Here is a 15160-nt window from a genome sequence, read left to right as displayed (position 1 = left end):
GCGGCCGGTGAGGCGAGGCGCGGGGACGTTTGGCACCATGTCCTGGTGACCGCACCTCTGACTCCGCCGCATCAGCCACCGCCGCAGGACACGACCTGGCACGCCCAGCCCGTCTCGCACGGGTACGGGGAGGGAAAGGCCATGTGGAGCGAGCTGCGAGCCGCCTTGATCATCCTGCCGGCCGTGGTGCTGTCCGGGATCGGGCTCGGCCTGCTGTGGCTCTGGCTGGCACCCCACGTCGGCCTGGTGGCCACGGACAAGGCGGTCTTCGTCGTCGACACGGAAGGTGAGCAGGCAGCGGGCGCCGACGCCGTCTTCGCCCTGCTGGCCCTCGGCTTCGGAGCGCTCAGCGCGGCACTGGTCGTCTGGTTCCACCGCCGCGGCGGTGTCGCGATCGTGCTGTCACTCGCCCTGGGCGGGCTGCTCGCCTCCGGCCTCGCCTGGTTCACCGGCTACTGGCTCGGCCCGGAGCACGATGTGGTCGCCCACGCCCGCGCGGTCGGCGAGGGCATCACCTTCGACGCCCCCCTGGAGCTGCAATCCCCCGCGGCCCTGCTGGCCTGGCCCTTCGCGGCCATGCTGGTCCACCTCGGTCTGACAGCCCTCTTGGGCCCCCGTGACCCGGAACCGGAGCCGCAGTGGCCCCCGCTGACGCAGGACGGCAGCCAGGGCTGACGCCTGCGTCACGGAGTGCGGCTCCGGAGCCGTGTCACGCCACCGAACCGCGGGGCCTTACACCATCCGTCCGATGGGGGCGAGCACCGCGTCCGTCAGGGTCGCGAGGTCGGAGGGGGCGAGCTCGACCTCCAGGCCGCGGCGGCCGGCCGAGATACAGATGGTGGGGTGGCCGGAGGCCGAGGCGTCGAGGACGGTACGCAGCCGCCTGCGCTGGCCGAGCGGGGAGATGCCGCCCCTGACATAGCCCGTGGTGCGCTCCGCCGCCGCGGGGTCGGCCATCGTGGCGCGCTTACCTCCGACGGCCGTGGCGAGGGCCTTCAGGTCGAGCTGGCCCGCGACCGGGACCACCGCGACCGTCAGTTCGCCGTCGACATCGGCGACGAGGGTCTTGAAGACCCGTTCGGGGGAGACCCCCAGTGCCTGGGCCGCCTCGTCCCCGTACGACGGCGACGCCGGGTCGTGCTCGTACGCGTGCACGGTGAAAGCCGTACCAGCGGCCGTCAGGGCGACCGTCGCAGGGGTGCCGCCCTGCTGCTTCTTCGGCTTCTTGGCCAAGGGTCTCGTCCTTTGCGGGCTTTGCGGGCGTCAGTTGGGGCAGGTCGGCACGCGCGTCAGCTCGGTCGCCGGTACCGAGGGAAGATGCCGGATCACCGCGGTCTCGTAGCGCAGCAGCTCAAGCTCCTCGCGCAGCCGGGTCGCCGTGTCCGGGGCCTGCAGCAGGCGCTGCTTCGACGGGGTGTCCAGCATGGTGGCAGCGGCCACCAGATACGACACCACCGACGGCTCGTCCGGCAGGTCAGCCGCCGAGGACAGCGAGCGCTCCCGTGCGCCCGCCAGCCGCTTCTGGTACGTGCGGAAGGCCCGCAGCACCCCCTCGGCGAGGGCGCCCGCCCCGTCTCCCGTCTCCTCGGGGAGCTCCTCCACCTCGGCGGTCAGAAACGGCCCGTCGGTGTCGACGGACAGCAGCCTGATCCGGGTCGTGCCCGTGGCCAGCACCTCGAAGCCGCCGTCCGGGCGCTCCCGGATCGTCGCGGCGTCCGCGATGCAGCCCACCGCGTGGAAGGCGTTGATCGGGTCGGAGCCGAAGCCCGCGGCCGGCCCCTTCTCGGGCAGCGAGGTCTGGTCCGGCATCCCCGGCGCGCTCGGCGCCACCTCGCGGCCGTCGCGGATGGCGACCACGGCGAACCTGCGGGGCTCGGATTCATCGGTCTTCAGCAACTCGCGCATCATGGCGCGGTAGCGCTCCTCGAAGACGTTCAACGGCAGCACGAGGCCCGGGAAGAGCACGGCGTTGAGCGGGAAGAGGGGCAGGCGAGCGGTGGTCACAGCGGTCAAGCGTAATGGCCACCGGACGGGCTCCGTCCTGGCTGTCTGCGGATCGGACGGAACCGCTGCGCGGACGGCTGCCGCAGCGGCATCGTGGAGGCGACCTCGATGCGCACGCCATCGCGGGTCTCGAGGAAGCTCCCCAGCGGATCGTCCGTCAGCCGCGACCAGGGGAACGACGTGGCATACGGGCCGATCAGCCGGAACTGCTCCAGCGCCTCGGCCCAGCGCCCCCGCGCGATCAGCACGTACGCCAGCAGGTTGCGGACCTCCGCTGGCCAGGGGTCGCCGGCCCCGTAGGCGGCGGAGAGCGCGACCGCCCGGTCCGCCGCCGTGTCGATGCGCTCGGCCTGGACGGAGTTGGCCACGGCCTCGGTCTGGAGCTGGGTGAAGGCGGCCCGAACCGGCAGCGCCTGTACGAGCGAGCCGGGCAGGGCGTCCTCCGCCGCGCGTTCGGCGAAGTCGAAGCACTCGCGGTGCGAGCCGTACCAGACCGCCGAGAGGTACTGGAGCGCGGCGACATGACAGCCGTAGTGGTGCGAGGAGCGGCGTATCGCCTGCTCCCACAGCACCTCGAACGCGGTGTGGGTGGCGTGGGTGCCCCGCGCGTGGTCGAGGGCGAGCCGCCAGGGCACCGGATCGCGCGGAGCGGCTTCCGCCGCGGCGCCGATCAGCGGTCCGACCTCGCGCAGCTGTTCGGCCCGGGCGGGCGACTCCCAGGCCCTGCGTACGGCCAGTTCGGCCTTCACCAGCAGAGCGTCCGGGTCGTGTGGGGTGTCGGCGAGCCAGCGGGCCAGCCAGTCGCCCCGGTTGTAGGCGAAGGCCGCGAGCCGGACCACATAACGGTCGCGGTTCTCCCACTCGGCCGCGTCGCGCGTGGCCGCGAGCAGCCTGGCCGCGGGCTGGTGATCGCCTAGCGCGGCGGCGATGAGCGCGGGCCCGAGCTGTCCGTCGGGCGCGTCGAGCAGCACCGACTCGTCCGGGGGCAGCCCGTCGCCTAGGCGGGGGGTGTGCCGGACCATGCGGGCGGTGCTGATCAGGGCGCGGAACAGAGACATGGTGCGGACCATTGAAAGCCGCAGGTGAGGGCCGCGCCAGGGGGCATCTGTGAAGTTTTGGTAGGACTGGAAAGGTTGTCCTGGCGATGGTCAAGAGAACGCAAAGGACTGCGGTATTCCGGTGCCTGGTGCGGGGGTTGAGGAACCGGCCCGTGTGAAGGAGCCGGCACTCCGGTCCTTTTCGTCCACCGCTGTCACTCCGGTCAGTCGCGTCAGTCTCGTCCGTGCCGACCGTTGCGTCAGCTTCGCCGCAGCAACCTCGTGGCCCCTGCCGCCACCGTCGTCGCCAGCACCCAGCCGAGGAGCACGAGCACCGCCGCGAGCCACTGCCAGCGGCTGTCGAGCCGCCAGTAGCTGTCCTGGCCGAGATTGATCACCGGAAGAAGAAGGTCGAGGGCGAAGAGCGAGGGGTTCCACTCGGGGTGCTCGTCCGGTTTGATCGGCGCCGGGTCGTGGCGCGAGAAGGCGAGGGCCCCCGCCGCCCACAGCACGGCCATCCATAGCGCCGCACGGCCCGGGCGGTAGCCGTACGCCACCGTCCAGTCCTGGATGTAGCCCCAGAGCTTGGCGGCGAACGGCAGCGTCTCGCGCCGCCGCCGCTGTTTGGCGAGCAGCACCTCGCGGGCGTCGGCGTCCTCGCCGCTGTTGCGCAGCACCGTCGCCAGCCGCTCATAGGGCTCGGGCGCGTACTCCGGGGTGGCCGCCGCCACCCACTCCAGTCTGCGGGCGAGCGGGAAGCGGCTGTACGGGACGAGGTTCTCGTACACGAAGCCGCCCATCGCCAGACCGCCCGGCCCCGGCCAGCTCGTCGACAGGTCGATCAGCGTGACGATCTTGGCGCCGTTCAGCACCACGCGCCCCTCCTCCGGGCGCTCCCCGTTGAAACGCAGCTCGGGGGTGGCGATCCTGCGCAGGGACAGCTCCTCGCGCCGTGCGTCCGAGAGCACGAAACGGGCCTTGTAGAAGTCGACGCCGTCACCGAACCGGCCGTCGTCGAGACGAACCCCGCCGTGGCACTCCAGGCGCTGCTCGCGCGAGCCGGGCGCCCGCCCGCCCAAGGCTGTGTTTCCGGCGTTCCCGGGGCCGGCCGCCACGCCGAACGGGGGGGTGGCACTCTGGTCGCCGGCCGTGGTCACCCAGGCCCTGCTCATGTAGAGAGTGCGCTCCACCGTCAGCTGGGGGGCGTTCAGCGCCCGCCGCCCTTCGGCGGCGCGCAGCCGGCTGCCGCGCAGGCTCAGCGACGCGCCGACCTTCGCGCCCCGCAGACTGACCTCGCCATAGGTCTCCATCAGTTCCGCTTGCAGGTCCTGCCCCACGAAGAGCCCGTCCGCCGCGATCGCGCGTCCCCGCGGGTCCGGCCACACCTGGATCTGGTTGATCAGCAGATCCGTGCCGATCTGCGCGTCCGTGAGCCGTATCCCGCGTGCGACGCGGCAGCGCGGCAGATGGAGATCGCCCTGGGTTTGCAGCCTGGCTGCCTCGAGCCTGGGTATGGCGCAGCCGGCCATCCTCAGCGTGGTGAAGTGTGCTTCCGGGAATTCCAGCTCCTGCTCGAAACGACAACCGGTCATCTCGACATACGGCCCTATCGTCCCGCCCGCGAGCTTCAGCTTCCCCGTGATGAACGCCCCGCGCAGCTTGAGCGCGCAGACGCGCCCGGGATGCGCGGGTGGGCCGCTGAGCAGCAGCCGGGCGATCACATCGGCGCGCACACGGCGTTCAGGGCCCCAGACGGGACCCGAGAAGGGATCGTTCAGCAGCGGATTCGCATCCCGCAGATCGCAGGTGCCTCCGTCTTCGAACGAGGTCCACAGAGCCAGTTCGGCTCCGGTGAGATCGTCGGGCATACCCACGCCCTGCGGCTCGGTCAAGGCCGCCCCCTCGCTTTCCCGGTTGCTCCCCGGTTTCGTACAGCCGTTCTTCCCGCTGAGTAACGGACTGAACGCTAGTGGTCATGAACGACTGCTGTGACACCCGGTATGGCGAGAAGCGCTCGCTGCGGGCCGATGGGCCGGTGCCGGATGACCGGGAGGATTGGCGGGAAAGTGTCTCGCCAAAGTGCGACCCGTTCGTTGCGGAAATGCGGCCGTTCGTTCCGGAGGAGTGATCCCGTCCGTCCCAGACGGTGATACGGACGACCGTCCCTTGCAGCGCGTCTGCGAGAATTGACCCGTGATCTCTCGAATCGATCTGCGTGGCGACGCCCTTCCCGAGGGCGCCGCTCTGCGCCAGCTGCTGCCGCGTGCCGACTTCGACGTGGAAGCCGCCCTGGAGAAGGTGCGGCCCATCTGCGAGGACGTGCATCATCGCGGCACGGCGGCGCTGATCGAGTACGCGGAGAAGTTCGACGGCGTGCGGCTCGACCGCGTGCGCGTGCCCGCCGGGGCCCTCGCGCAGGCGCTGGAGCAGCTCGACCCCGGGGTCAGGGCGGCACTGGAGGAGTCGATCCGGCGGGCCAGGATCGTCCACCGCGAACAGCGCCGGACCCGGCACACCACCCAGGTGGTCCCGGGGGGCTCGGTGACCGAGAAATGGGTCCCGGTGGAGCGCGTGGGGCTGTACGCACCGGGCGGCCGCTCCGTCTACCCGTCGTCCGTGATCATGAACGCCGTACCGGCCCAAGAGGCCGGTGTGGAGTCCATCGCGCTCGCCTCGCCGCCGCAGAAGGAGTCCGGCGGACTGCCGCACCCGACGATCCTCGCCGCCTGCGCACTGCTCGGCGTGGACGAGGTGTACGCGGCGGGCGGCGCCCAGGCCGTCGCGATGTTCGCGTACGGAACGGACGAGTGCCCGCCCGCGAACATGGTGACCGGCCCCGGCAACATCTGGGTCGCCGCGGCCAAGCGCTACTTCACCGGGCGGATCGGCATCGACACCGAGGCCGGCCCCACCGAGATCGCGATCCTCGCCGACGCCACCGCCGACCCGGCGCATGTCGCCTCCGACCTGATCAGCCAGGCGGAGCACGACCCGCTGGCCGCCGCCGTGCTGGTCACCGACTCGCCCGAGCTCGCGGACGCGGTCGAACGCGAGCTGGAACCGCAGATCGCCGCGACCAAGCACGTCGACGACCGGATCGTCCCGGCGCTGTCCGGGAAGCAGTCGGCGATCGTCCTCGTGGACGGCGTCGACGAGGGCCTTCGCGTGGTCGACGCGTACGGCGCCGAGCACCTGGAGATCCAGACCGCCGACGCCGCGGCTGTGGCGGACCGGGTCCGCAACGCGGGCGCGATCTTCGTCGGCCCCTGGGCGCCGGTCTCACTCGGCGACTACTGCGCCGGCTCCAACCACGTGCTGCCCACCGGCGGCTGCGCCTGCCACTCGTCCGGGCTCTCCGTCCAGTCCTTCCTGCGCGGTATTCACATCGTGGACTACACACGGGAGGCGCTGGCCGAGGTCACCCACCATGTGGTGACCCTGGCGGAGGCGGAGGACCTGCCCGCGCACGGCGCGGCCCTCAAGGCGCGATTCGACGGCGGTATCCCCCAGGTGCGAAGCGCGGTGGGGGAGGAAGGTGCCCCGAGCAAGTGAGCACGACCGACACCGACACCGACACCATCGGCATCGACGACCTGCCCATCAGGGACGAACTGCGCGGCAAGTCCCCCTACGGCGCGCCCCAGCTCGACGTCCCCGTACAGCTCAACACCAACGAGAACCCGTATCCGCTGCCCGAGCCGCTGGTCGAGCGGATCGCCGAACGCGTAAGGGAAGCCGCCCGCGGCCTCAACCGCTATCCCGACCGGGACGCGGTCGAGCTGCGCACCGAACTGGCCGGGTACCTCACGCGCACCGGGAAGCACCCGGTCGCCATGGAGAACGTCTGGGCGGCCAACGGCTCCAACGAGGTCATCCAGCAGCTGCTCCAGACCTTCGGCGGCCCCGGCCGTACCGCGATCGGTTTCGAGCCCTCGTACTCGATGCACGGTCTGATCGCCCGCGGCACCGGCACCGGCTGGATCTCCGGGCCCCGCAACGACGACTTCACCATCGACATGGCCGCCGCCTCGCGGACCATCGCCGAGAACAAGCCGGACGTCGTGTTCATCACCTCGCCCAACAACCCGACCGGCACAGCCGTCGAGGCGGACACGGTCCTCGCGCTCCACGAGGCCGCCCAGCGGGCCAAACCGTCACTGGTGGTCGTGGACGAGGCATACGTGGAATTCAGCCACCGTCCCTCACTGCTGCCACTCATCGACGGCAGGCCGAATCTGGTCGTCTCGAGGACCATGTCCAAGGCCTTCGGGGCAGCCGGTCTGCGGCTCGGCTATCTCGCCGCGCACCGCGCGGTGGTCGACGCGGTCCAGCTGGTACGGCTGCCCTACCACCTCTCCGCCGTCACCCAGGCCACCGCGCTGGCCGCCCTGGAACACACCGATACGCTGCTGAAGTACGTCGAGCAGCTCAAGGGCGAGCGGGACCGTCTGGTCACCGAGCTGCGCGCGGCCGGCTACGAGGTCACCGAGTCCGACGCCAACTTCGTCCAGTTCGGTCGCTTGGAGGACTCCCACACGGCGTGGCGGCAAATCCTCGACCGGGGCGTCCTGGTCCGGGACAACGGAGTGCCGGGCTGGCTGCGGGTCACCGCGGGCACCCCCGAAGAGAACGACGCGTTCCTCGACGCGGTCCGTGAGTTGAAGAAGGAGCAGAGCGCATGAGCCGCGTAGGGCGCGTAGAGCGCACCACCAAGGAGACATCCGTCCTCGCCGAGATCAACCTCGACGGCACAGGACGGGTCGATGTGTCGACCGGGGTCGGCTTCTACGACCACATGCTCGACCAGCTCGGCCGGCACGGGCTGTTCGACCTCACCGTGAAGACCGACGGCGACCTGCACATCGACTCGCACCACACCATCGAGGACACCGCACTCGCTCTCGGCGCCGCGTTCAAGCAGGCCCTCGGCGACAAGGTCGGCATCTACCGCTTCGGCAACTGCACGGTGCCCCTGGACGAGTCACTCGCCCAGGTCACCGTGGACCTCTCCGGCCGTCCGTACCTCGTGCACACCGAGCCGGAGAACATGGCTCCCATGATCGGGGCGTACGACACGACGATGACCCGCCACATACTGGAGTCGTTCGTCGCCCAGGCCCAGATCGCGCTGCACGTCCACGTGCCGTACGGCCGCAACGCCCACCACATCGTGGAGTGCCAGTTCAAGGCGCTGGCCAGGGCGCTTCGCTATGCGTCGGAGCGCGACCCGCGCGCCGCCGGGATCCTGCCTTCCACGAAGGGCGCGCTGTAACCGTGAACGGACTGTCCACCCTGCTGATCGTCGTCGGTCTCTTCCTGGTCGGCGGGATCATCTCGTTCGCCAAGCAGCAGATGCCGAAGGGCCTGATCGTGCTGCTCTCCATCGGCGCAGCCCTGTGCCTGGCGGCCGGTGTCATGCGACTGGACGTGTGGTCATGAGCGGAGCCGGAGGGCGCAAGAGGGTCGTGGTCTTCGACTACGGCTTCGGCAACGTCCGCTCCGCCGAGCGCGCACTCGCCCGGGTCGGCGCCGATGTCGAGATCACCCGCGACTTCGACACGGCCATGAACGCCGACGGGCTGCTCGTCCCCGGCGTCGGGGCCTTCGCCGCCTGCATGGCGGGGCTCCAGCAGGCCCGCGGCCAGTGGATCGTCGACCGCAGGCTGTCCGGTGGCCGCCCGGTCATGGGCATCTGCGTCGGTATGCAGATCCTGTTCGAGCGCGGCATCGAGCACGGAGTGGAGACCGAGGGCCTGGACGAGTGGCCCGGCGTCGTCGCGCCACTGAAGGCACCCGTCGTCCCCCACATGGGCTGGAACACCGTCAAGGCGCCGGGGGACAGCCAGCTGTTCGCCGGGCTCGACGCCGATGCCCGCTTCTACTTCGTGCACTCCTACGCCGTGCACGAGTGGAGCCTGGAGATCACCAACCCGGCCATCCGCGCCCCCAGGGTCACCTGGGCGACACACGGCGAGCCCTTCGTGGCGGCCGTCGAGAACGGCGCGCTGTGGGCCACCCAGTTCCACCCCGAGAAGTCCGGCGACGCCGGAGCCCAGCTGCTCACCAACTGGATCGAGACCCTCTGATCATGGCTCAGAAGCTTGAACTCCTCCCCGCCGTCGACGTCCGCGACGGCCAGGCCGTCCGCCTCGTCCACGGGGAGTCCGGTACGGAGACGTCCTACGGTTCCCCGCTGGAGGCCGCGCTCACCTGGCAGCGGGCAGGCGCCGAGTGGCTGCACCTCGTCGACCTGGACGCGGCCTTCGGTACCGGCGACAACCGCGCGCTGATCGCCGAGGTCGCCGGGGCGATGGACCTCAAGGTGGAGCTGTCCGGCGGTATCCGCGACGACGCCACACTCGCCGCCGCCCTCGCCACCGGCTGCACCCGGGTCAACCTCGGCACCGCCGCGCTGGAGACCCCCGAGTGGGTCGCCAAGGTCATCGCCGAATACGGCGACAAGGTCGCGGTCGGTCTCGACGTACGCGGTACCACCCTGCGCGGCCGTGGCTGGACCCGCGACGGCGGCGACCTGTACGAGACCCTGGCCCGCCTCGACTCCGAAGGCTGCGCGCGCTACGTCGTCACCGACATCGCCAAGGACGGCACTCTCCAGGGCCCCAACCTGGAACTGCTGCGCAACGTGTGCGCCGCCACCGACAAGCCCGTGGTCGCCTCGGGCGGGGTCTCCTCGCTGGACGACCTGCGGGCGCTCGCCGGGCTGGTCCCGCTGGGCGTGGAGGGCGCGATCGTCGGCAAGGCGCTCTACGCCGAGGCGTTCACCCTCGAAGAGGCGCTCGCGGCGGTGTCACGATGAGCGACTCCGTCCGCAGGATCGGCGGCGGCGCCCCCTGGGAGCAGTCCTTCGGCTACTCCCGCGCGGTCGAACTGCCGAACGGCCTGGTCCTGGTGTCCGGCTGCACCTCGGTGGTCGACGGCGCCATCATGGACGGCGGCCCGTACGACCAGGCGGTCACGTCCTTCAATGTCGCCCTCGGCGCGCTGAAGGAACTCGGTCTCGGGGCCGGGGACGTGGTGCGCACCCGGATGTACCTCACCCACGCCCGGGACGTCGAGGAAGTGGGCCGTGCCCACAAGACGCTGTTCGGCGAGGTCCGTCCGGCGGCGTCGATGCTCATCGTCTCCGGCTTCGTGGACCCCAGGCTGGTCGTGGAGGTCGAGGTCGAGGCGTTCCGAGGCGAGGGAGGCGAGCCGTCATGACCCTGGCCGTGCGAGTCATCCCCTGCCTGGACGTGGACAACGGCCGGGTGGTCAAAGGCGTCAACTTCCAGAATCTGCGGGACGCGGGCGACCCGGTCGAGATGGCCAAGCTGTACGACGCCGAAGGCGCCGACGAGCTGACCTTCCTCGACATCACGGCATCGTCCGGTGACCGCGAGACCACCTACGACGTGGTGCGCCGTACCGCCGAGCAGGTCTTCATCCCGCTCACGGTGGGCGGCGGTGTCCGCTCCGCCGACGATGTCGACAAACTGCTGCGCGCCGGTGCTGACAAGGTCGGCGTCAACACGGCGGCCATCGCCCGCCCGGAGCTGATCCGCGAGATCGCCGAGCGCTTCGGCCGCCAGGTGCTCGTCCTGTCCGTGGACGCCCGCCGCACCCCCACGGGCTCGTTCGAGGTCACCACCCACGGCGGTCGCCGCGGCACCGGAATCGACGCCGTCGAGTGGGCCCACCGGGCCGCCGAGCTGGGCGCCGGCGAGATCCTGCTCAACTCGATGGACGCCGACGGCACCAAGGACGGCTACGACACCCAGATGATCGCGGCCGTGCGGGAGCATGTCACCGTCCCGGTCATCGCCTCGGGCGGCGCGGGCCGGCTGGCGGACTTCCCGCCCGCCGTCGCGGCGGGCGCGGACGCGGTGCTGGCGGCGTCGGTGTTCCACTTCGGCGACCTGCGGATCGCCCAGGTCAAGGACACCCTGCGGGAGGCGGGCCACCCGGTCAGGTGAGCCCCCGGCGCCGGACCGCTGTCCGTGCCGAGAGGCATGGGGGTCAATGGGCTGATTTGCGCCGATAATGACGAGTATGAGACGCATACGGTCGGTCACTGCCCTCTGCGTCGCGACCCTTCTCGCCGTGAGTCTCCACGGCACCGTCGCCGGTGCCGCCCCCGTCCACGCCCCTTCCCCCACCGGGAAGGGGCGTACCTGTACCGCCTCCCCCGAGCCCGTGTCCGGGCAGGCCCGCGAGGTCCTCGGGATCGCCGAGCGGACCATGAGGGAACTGGACGTCAACGCCGTCGTGCTGCGCGTCACCAAGGACGGCAAGGAGATCGTCACCGAGGGGCTCGGCCAGTCGATGACCGGTGTGCCGGCCACGCCCGGGATGCACTTCCGCGCCGGCTCGGTCGCCATCGTCTACATGGGCATCACGCTGCTGCAACTGGTGGACGAGGAGAAGGCGCGGCTCGACGACCCCGTGTCCCGCTGGCTTCCGGACGCCCCGCACGGCGACAAAATCACCCTGCGCATGCTCGGTGATTCCACCTCCGGACTCCATGACTACGTCACCGATCCGAAGTTCGTCGCCGCGCTCGAGGCGGCCCCGTTCCGCCACTGGACGCCCCAGCAGCTGCTCGCCTACCCGGAAGCCCATCCGCTCTGGTACGAGCCGGGCACCGACTGGAGCTACTCGCACGCCAACTTCGTGCTGCTCGGTGCCGCCTTGGAGAAGATCAGCGGCATGCCGCTCGACGAGCTGCTGCGGCAGCGCGTCATGAGCCCGCTGGGCCTCGCCGACACCCGCAACGGCTTCACCCCGGAGATCCAGCCGCCGGTGCTGCACGCCTTCACCGAGGAGCGGGGCCCCTACGAGGAGTCCACCTTCTGGAATCCCTCCTGGACCACTGCGCCGGGCGCCGTCATCACCACCCACATCTGCGACCTGGCCCGCTCGGCGGAGGCGGTCGGAACGGGCGAGCTGCTGTCGCCGGCGGCATTCCGCACCCAGCTCGACCCAGGCACGGTCGGACTCGGCGGCGGCACGAAGAACTGCCCCGCCTCGGTGTGCCGGAAGAACACCCAGGCCAAGCACTTCGGACTCGGGGTGCTGGTGCTGAACGGCTGGATCCTGACGAACCCCTCGTTCTCCGGCTACGCCGCCGTCCAGGCCTATCTCCCCGCCGAAGGGCTGGCCATCGCCGTCGCGACCACCCACGGCCCGAAGTCCCCGCCCGAGAACACGGCGCAGACCCTGATGAACCGGATCGCGACGGCCCTCGCACCGGGCCATCCGGCCCCCGGCGCTCCCTGAGGGCTGTCCTCAGGCCCGGACGGGGGCTGGACGAGCAGCTCCGCAGGCTTGGGAGGCAGCGGGCTGACCCTGTCGGTCACCGGGTCCACCATCGGTCGACGTGCTCGGACCGCATGGTCCTTGTCACCGGCGAGGGTCCGCCCAGGACGGGCCTGGGCGGCGTTGGGCCTGGGCGTGGGCACCGGCGGGGCAGTGCCCCCGCGCCTGGATCAGGTCATCCCGAGCTGGGCGCGGCTCACGCGGTCGATCGCTTCCTTGTCGCCGTCGACCTCCACATGCGCCGCCTCCTGCCGCCCGAACGCGTAGAGAGTCAGCTCGCCCGGCTCCCCGGTCACCGTCACTACCGGGGCGCCCCTGTGGGCGACGGCCGTCTGGCCGTTCGGGCGGCGCAGGACGAGCCCCACGGGTGCCTTGCGCCCCAGCAGCCGGGCCCCCTTCTCCAGCCGCGACCAGAGCACGTCGGCGAAGACCGGGTCCAGCTCGCGCGGGGTCCAGTCGGGCTGGGCCCGGCGTACGTCCTCGGCGTGGACATAGAACTCGACGGTGTTCGAGGCCTCGTCGACGGGCTTGAGCGAGAAGGGTGACATCCTCGGCGGGCCGGTACGGACCAGCCGGATCAGCTCCTCGTACGGCCTCGCGGCGTACTCCGCCTGCACCCGCTCCAGCCTGCCCTTCAGCGGGCTCAGCACGATCCCTGCGGCCTCGGGACGGCGCTCGCGCACCACCACATGGGCCGCCAGTTCACGGGCGGTCCATCCCTCGCACAGGGTCGGGGCGCCGGGGCCCGCCGCCTCCAACAGATCCGCGAGCAGCAGCCGTTCACGCTTGGCATGGGTCGACATGCTGGTCAGCCTACGTCCGCGTCCGCGCGTCCGCCCAGTGGACGCACGGCGGGGCGTGGACCGCGGCGCGGCACAATGGCTCCCATGACAGGCACGACAGGCACGCCCAGGACGCCCAGCGCACTCGCCCCCGCCATCGCCGCCCGCCTCAAGCGCAGTGCCGACGGTCTGCTGCCGGCCATCGCGCAGCAATACGACACCGGCGAGGTGCTGATGCTCGGGTGGATGGACGACGAGGCCCTGCACCGCACCCTGACCACCGGACGCGCCACCTACTGGTCACGCAGCCGCCGGGAGTACTGGGTCAAGGGCGACACCTCGGGCCACGTCCAGCAGGTCAAGTCGGTCGCGCTCGACTGCGACGCCGACACCGTCCTCGTCAGGGTCGACCAGACCGGCGCCGCCTGTCACACCGGCGACCGCACCTGCTTCGACGCCGACGAGCTGCCGCTCGGCGGCGGGTAGTGGCACCAGTAGGGTCGTACGCCATGGATCTCGAGACCTTCCGCAAGCTGGCGGCCGACCGCCGTGTCATCCCCGTCAGCCGCCGTCTGCTCGCGGACGGCGACACCCCGGTCGGCCTCTACCGCAAGCTCGCGGCGGAGCGCCCCGGCACCTTCCTGCTGGAATCCGCCGAGAACGGACGGTCCTGGTCCCGGTACTCCTTCATCGGCGTACGGTCGGACGCGGCCCTCACCGTCCGCGACGGCCAGGCGCACTGGGTCGGCAACCCGCCGGTCGGCGTGCCCACGCACGGCGACCCGCTGGAGGCCCTGCGTGCCACCGTCGAGACCCTGCACACCCCCCGGGACCTCAGCGACGGCATGCCGCCGTTCACCGGTGGCATGGTCGGCTACCTGGGCTACGACATCGTCCGCCGCCTGGAGAAGATCGGCGAGCACGGGCGCGACGATCTGCGGCTGCCCGAGCTGACCATGCTGCTCACCTCGGACCTCGCCGTACTCGACCACTGGGACGGCTCCGTCCTGCTGATCGCCAACGCGATCAACCACAACGACCTCGAGACGGGCGTGGACGAGGCCTACGCCGACGCCGTCGCCCGGCTCGACGCCATGGAGGCCGACCTCGCCCGGCCCGTCGACTCCCGGCCGCGCGCCCTGCCGTCCTCCGAGCTGCCCCCGTACACCGCGCCCATGTGGAGCGGCGAGCAGTTCCAGGAGGCCGTAGAGGACGTCAAGGAGCGCATCCGCGCGGGGGAGGCCTTCCAGGTCGTGCCCTCGCAGCGGTTCGAGACCCCGTGCACGGCGAGCGCCCTCGACGTCTACCGGGTGCTGCGGGCCACCAACCCGAGCCCGTACATGTACCTGATCCGCTTCCCGCACGACGAAGGCCCCTTCGATGTCGTCGGCTCCAGTCCGGAGGCGCTGGTCAAGGTCGAGGACGGGCAGGCCATGCTGCACCCCATCGCCGGGACCCGGCCGCGCGGAGCGACCCCGCAGGACGACCACGACCTCGCGGACGAGCTGCTCGCCGACCCGAAGGAGCGCGCCGAGCACCTGATGCTGGTCGACCTGGGGCGCAACGACCTGGGCCGGGTCTGCGAGCCGGGCTCGGTGGAGGTGGTCGACTTCATGTCCATCGAGCGGTACTCGCACGTCATGCACATCGTGTCCACCGTCACCGGCAGGGTCGCCGACGGCCGCACCGCCTTCGACGTACTGACCGCGTGCTTCCCCGCGGGCACCCTCTCCGGCGCCCCGAAGCCTCGCGCGATGCAGATCATCGAGGAGCTCGAGCCCTCCCGGCGCGGGCTGTACGGCGGCTGTGTCGGCTATCTCGACTTCGCGGGCGACTCCGACACCGCCATCGCCATCCGCACCGCTCTGCTGCGGGGCGGCACCGCGTATGTGCAGGCCGGAGCCGGGATCGTGGCTGACTCGGACCCGGCGGCCGAGGACGCGGAGTGCCGGAACAAGGCCGCCGCAGTGCTGCGCGCGGTCCATACCGCGAACCGGCTGAACGGCGCCTGAGCGCGTAGGG

Annotated in this window: 17 protein-coding genes; 12 read left to right on the top strand and 5 right to left on the bottom strand. The window is 71.2% G+C overall.

Annotated elements, in window-relative coordinates:
• Nucleotides 1-45 precede the first annotated feature (45 nt).
• Nucleotides 46-675 (top strand): DUF2567 domain-containing protein, encoded by a 630-nt coding sequence (locus tag ABZ532_RS01290; protein WP_361278294.1) that lies wholly within the window; start codon nt 46-48, stop codon nt 673-675.
• 57 nt (nt 676-732) lie between these two features.
• Here ABZ532_RS01290 and ybaK read toward each other — a convergent pair whose 3' ends face one another.
• The 4 genes from ybaK to ABZ532_RS01270 all read right to left on the bottom strand — a co-directional run bounded on the left by ybaK (nt 733) and on the right by ABZ532_RS01270 (nt 4933).
• Nucleotides 733-1233, bottom strand: coding sequence for a Cys-tRNA(Pro) deacylase (gene ybaK, locus ABZ532_RS01285; protein ID WP_361278292.1), 501 nt, complete (start codon nt 1231-1233; stop codon nt 733-735).
• A 30-nt stretch (nt 1234-1263) separates the two neighbouring features.
• Complete coding sequence (locus tag ABZ532_RS01280; protein WP_361278290.1) at nt 1264-2004, bottom strand: LON peptidase substrate-binding domain-containing protein; 741 nt, start codon at nt 2002-2004, stop codon at nt 1264-1266.
• A 5-nt stretch (nt 2005-2009) separates the two neighbouring features.
• On the bottom strand, nt 2010-3074 hold the full coding sequence (locus tag ABZ532_RS01275) for a hypothetical protein (protein ID WP_361278288.1): 1065 nt from the start codon (nt 3072-3074) through the stop codon (nt 2010-2012).
• A gap of 227 nt (nt 3075-3301) precedes the next feature.
• Entirely contained in the window at nt 3302-4933 is a 1632-nt protein-coding gene (locus ABZ532_RS01270) for an oxidoreductase (protein WP_361278286.1), read from the bottom strand.
• Between the two features lie 301 nt (nt 4934-5234).
• On the opposite strand from ABZ532_RS01270, the gene hisD reads away from it, so the two are divergent.
• The 9 genes from hisD (at nt 5235) to ABZ532_RS01225 (ending at nt 12317) form a co-directional block, all read left to right on the top strand.
• Complete coding sequence (gene hisD, locus ABZ532_RS01265) at nt 5235-6593, top strand: histidinol dehydrogenase (protein WP_361278283.1); 1359 nt, start codon at nt 5235-5237, stop codon at nt 6591-6593.
• A 26-nt stretch (nt 6594-6619) separates the two neighbouring features.
• Nucleotides 6620-7723, top strand: a complete 1104-nt coding sequence (locus tag ABZ532_RS01260; RefSeq protein WP_361278656.1) for a histidinol-phosphate transaminase — start codon at nt 6620-6622, stop codon at nt 7721-7723.
• Nucleotides 7720-8313, top strand: coding sequence for an imidazoleglycerol-phosphate dehydratase HisB (gene hisB, locus ABZ532_RS01255; protein ID WP_361278281.1), 594 nt, complete (start codon nt 7720-7722; stop codon nt 8311-8313). The genes ABZ532_RS01260 and hisB overlap by 4 nt, the downstream gene beginning before the upstream one ends.
• Nucleotides 8314-8315: 2 nt before the next feature.
• A complete protein-coding gene (locus tag ABZ532_RS01250; RefSeq protein ID WP_361278279.1) occupies nt 8316-8480 on the top strand; it encodes a hypothetical protein in 165 nt (54 codons plus the stop codon).
• A complete protein-coding gene (hisH, locus tag ABZ532_RS01245) occupies nt 8477-9127 on the top strand; it encodes an imidazole glycerol phosphate synthase subunit HisH (protein WP_361278277.1) in 651 nt (216 codons plus the stop codon). The genes ABZ532_RS01250 and hisH overlap by 4 nt, the downstream gene beginning before the upstream one ends.
• 2 nt (nt 9128-9129) lie before the next feature.
• The gene (gene priA, locus ABZ532_RS01240; protein WP_361278275.1) at nt 9130-9858 is read left to right on the top strand and encodes a bifunctional 1-(5-phosphoribosyl)-5-((5-phosphoribosylamino)methylideneamino)imidazole-4-carboxamide isomerase/phosphoribosylanthranilate isomerase PriA; all 729 of its coding nucleotides are present in this window, start codon (nt 9130-9132) and stop codon (nt 9856-9858) included.
• Entirely contained in the window at nt 9855-10262 is a 408-nt protein-coding gene (locus tag ABZ532_RS01235; protein ID WP_361278274.1) for a RidA family protein, read from the top strand. The genes priA and ABZ532_RS01235 overlap by 4 nt, the downstream gene beginning before the upstream one ends.
• Nucleotides 10259-11014 (top strand): imidazole glycerol phosphate synthase subunit HisF, encoded by a 756-nt coding sequence (gene hisF / locus ABZ532_RS01230; protein ID WP_361278272.1) that lies wholly within the window; start codon nt 10259-10261, stop codon nt 11012-11014. Before ABZ532_RS01235 ends, hisF begins: the two co-directional genes overlap by 4 nt.
• 127 nt (nt 11015-11141) lie before the next feature.
• The gene (locus ABZ532_RS01225) at nt 11142-12317 is read left to right on the top strand and encodes a serine hydrolase domain-containing protein (RefSeq protein WP_361278270.1); all 1176 of its coding nucleotides are present in this window, start codon (nt 11142-11144) and stop codon (nt 12315-12317) included.
• Nucleotides 12318-12526: 209 nt separating this feature from the next.
• Here ABZ532_RS01225 and ABZ532_RS01220 read toward each other — a convergent pair whose 3' ends face one another.
• The gene (locus ABZ532_RS01220) at nt 12527-13159 is read right to left on the bottom strand and encodes a TIGR03085 family metal-binding protein (RefSeq protein ID WP_361278268.1); all 633 of its coding nucleotides are present in this window, start codon (nt 13157-13159) and stop codon (nt 12527-12529) included.
• A gap of 84 nt (nt 13160-13243) precedes the next feature.
• Between ABZ532_RS01220 and hisI the strand changes: the two genes are divergently transcribed.
• Nucleotides 13244-13624 carry a phosphoribosyl-AMP cyclohydrolase gene (gene hisI, locus ABZ532_RS01215; protein WP_361278266.1) on the top strand — a complete coding sequence of 127 codons (381 nt, stop codon included), beginning with the start codon at nt 13244-13246 and terminating at the stop codon, nt 13622-13624.
• A gap of 23 nt (nt 13625-13647) precedes the next feature.
• The gene (locus ABZ532_RS01210; protein WP_361278264.1) at nt 13648-15150 is read left to right on the top strand and encodes an anthranilate synthase component I; all 1503 of its coding nucleotides are present in this window, start codon (nt 13648-13650) and stop codon (nt 15148-15150) included.
• Nucleotides 15151-15160 lie beyond the last annotated feature (10 nt).

It is taken from the genome of Streptomyces sp. NPDC019396 (assembly GCF_040632375.1).
GTDB lineage: Bacteria > Actinomycetota > Actinomycetes > Streptomycetales > Streptomycetaceae > Streptomyces.
Note: the sequence above shows the minus strand (reverse complement) of the source record. Positions and strands in the feature narration are given on the sequence as shown.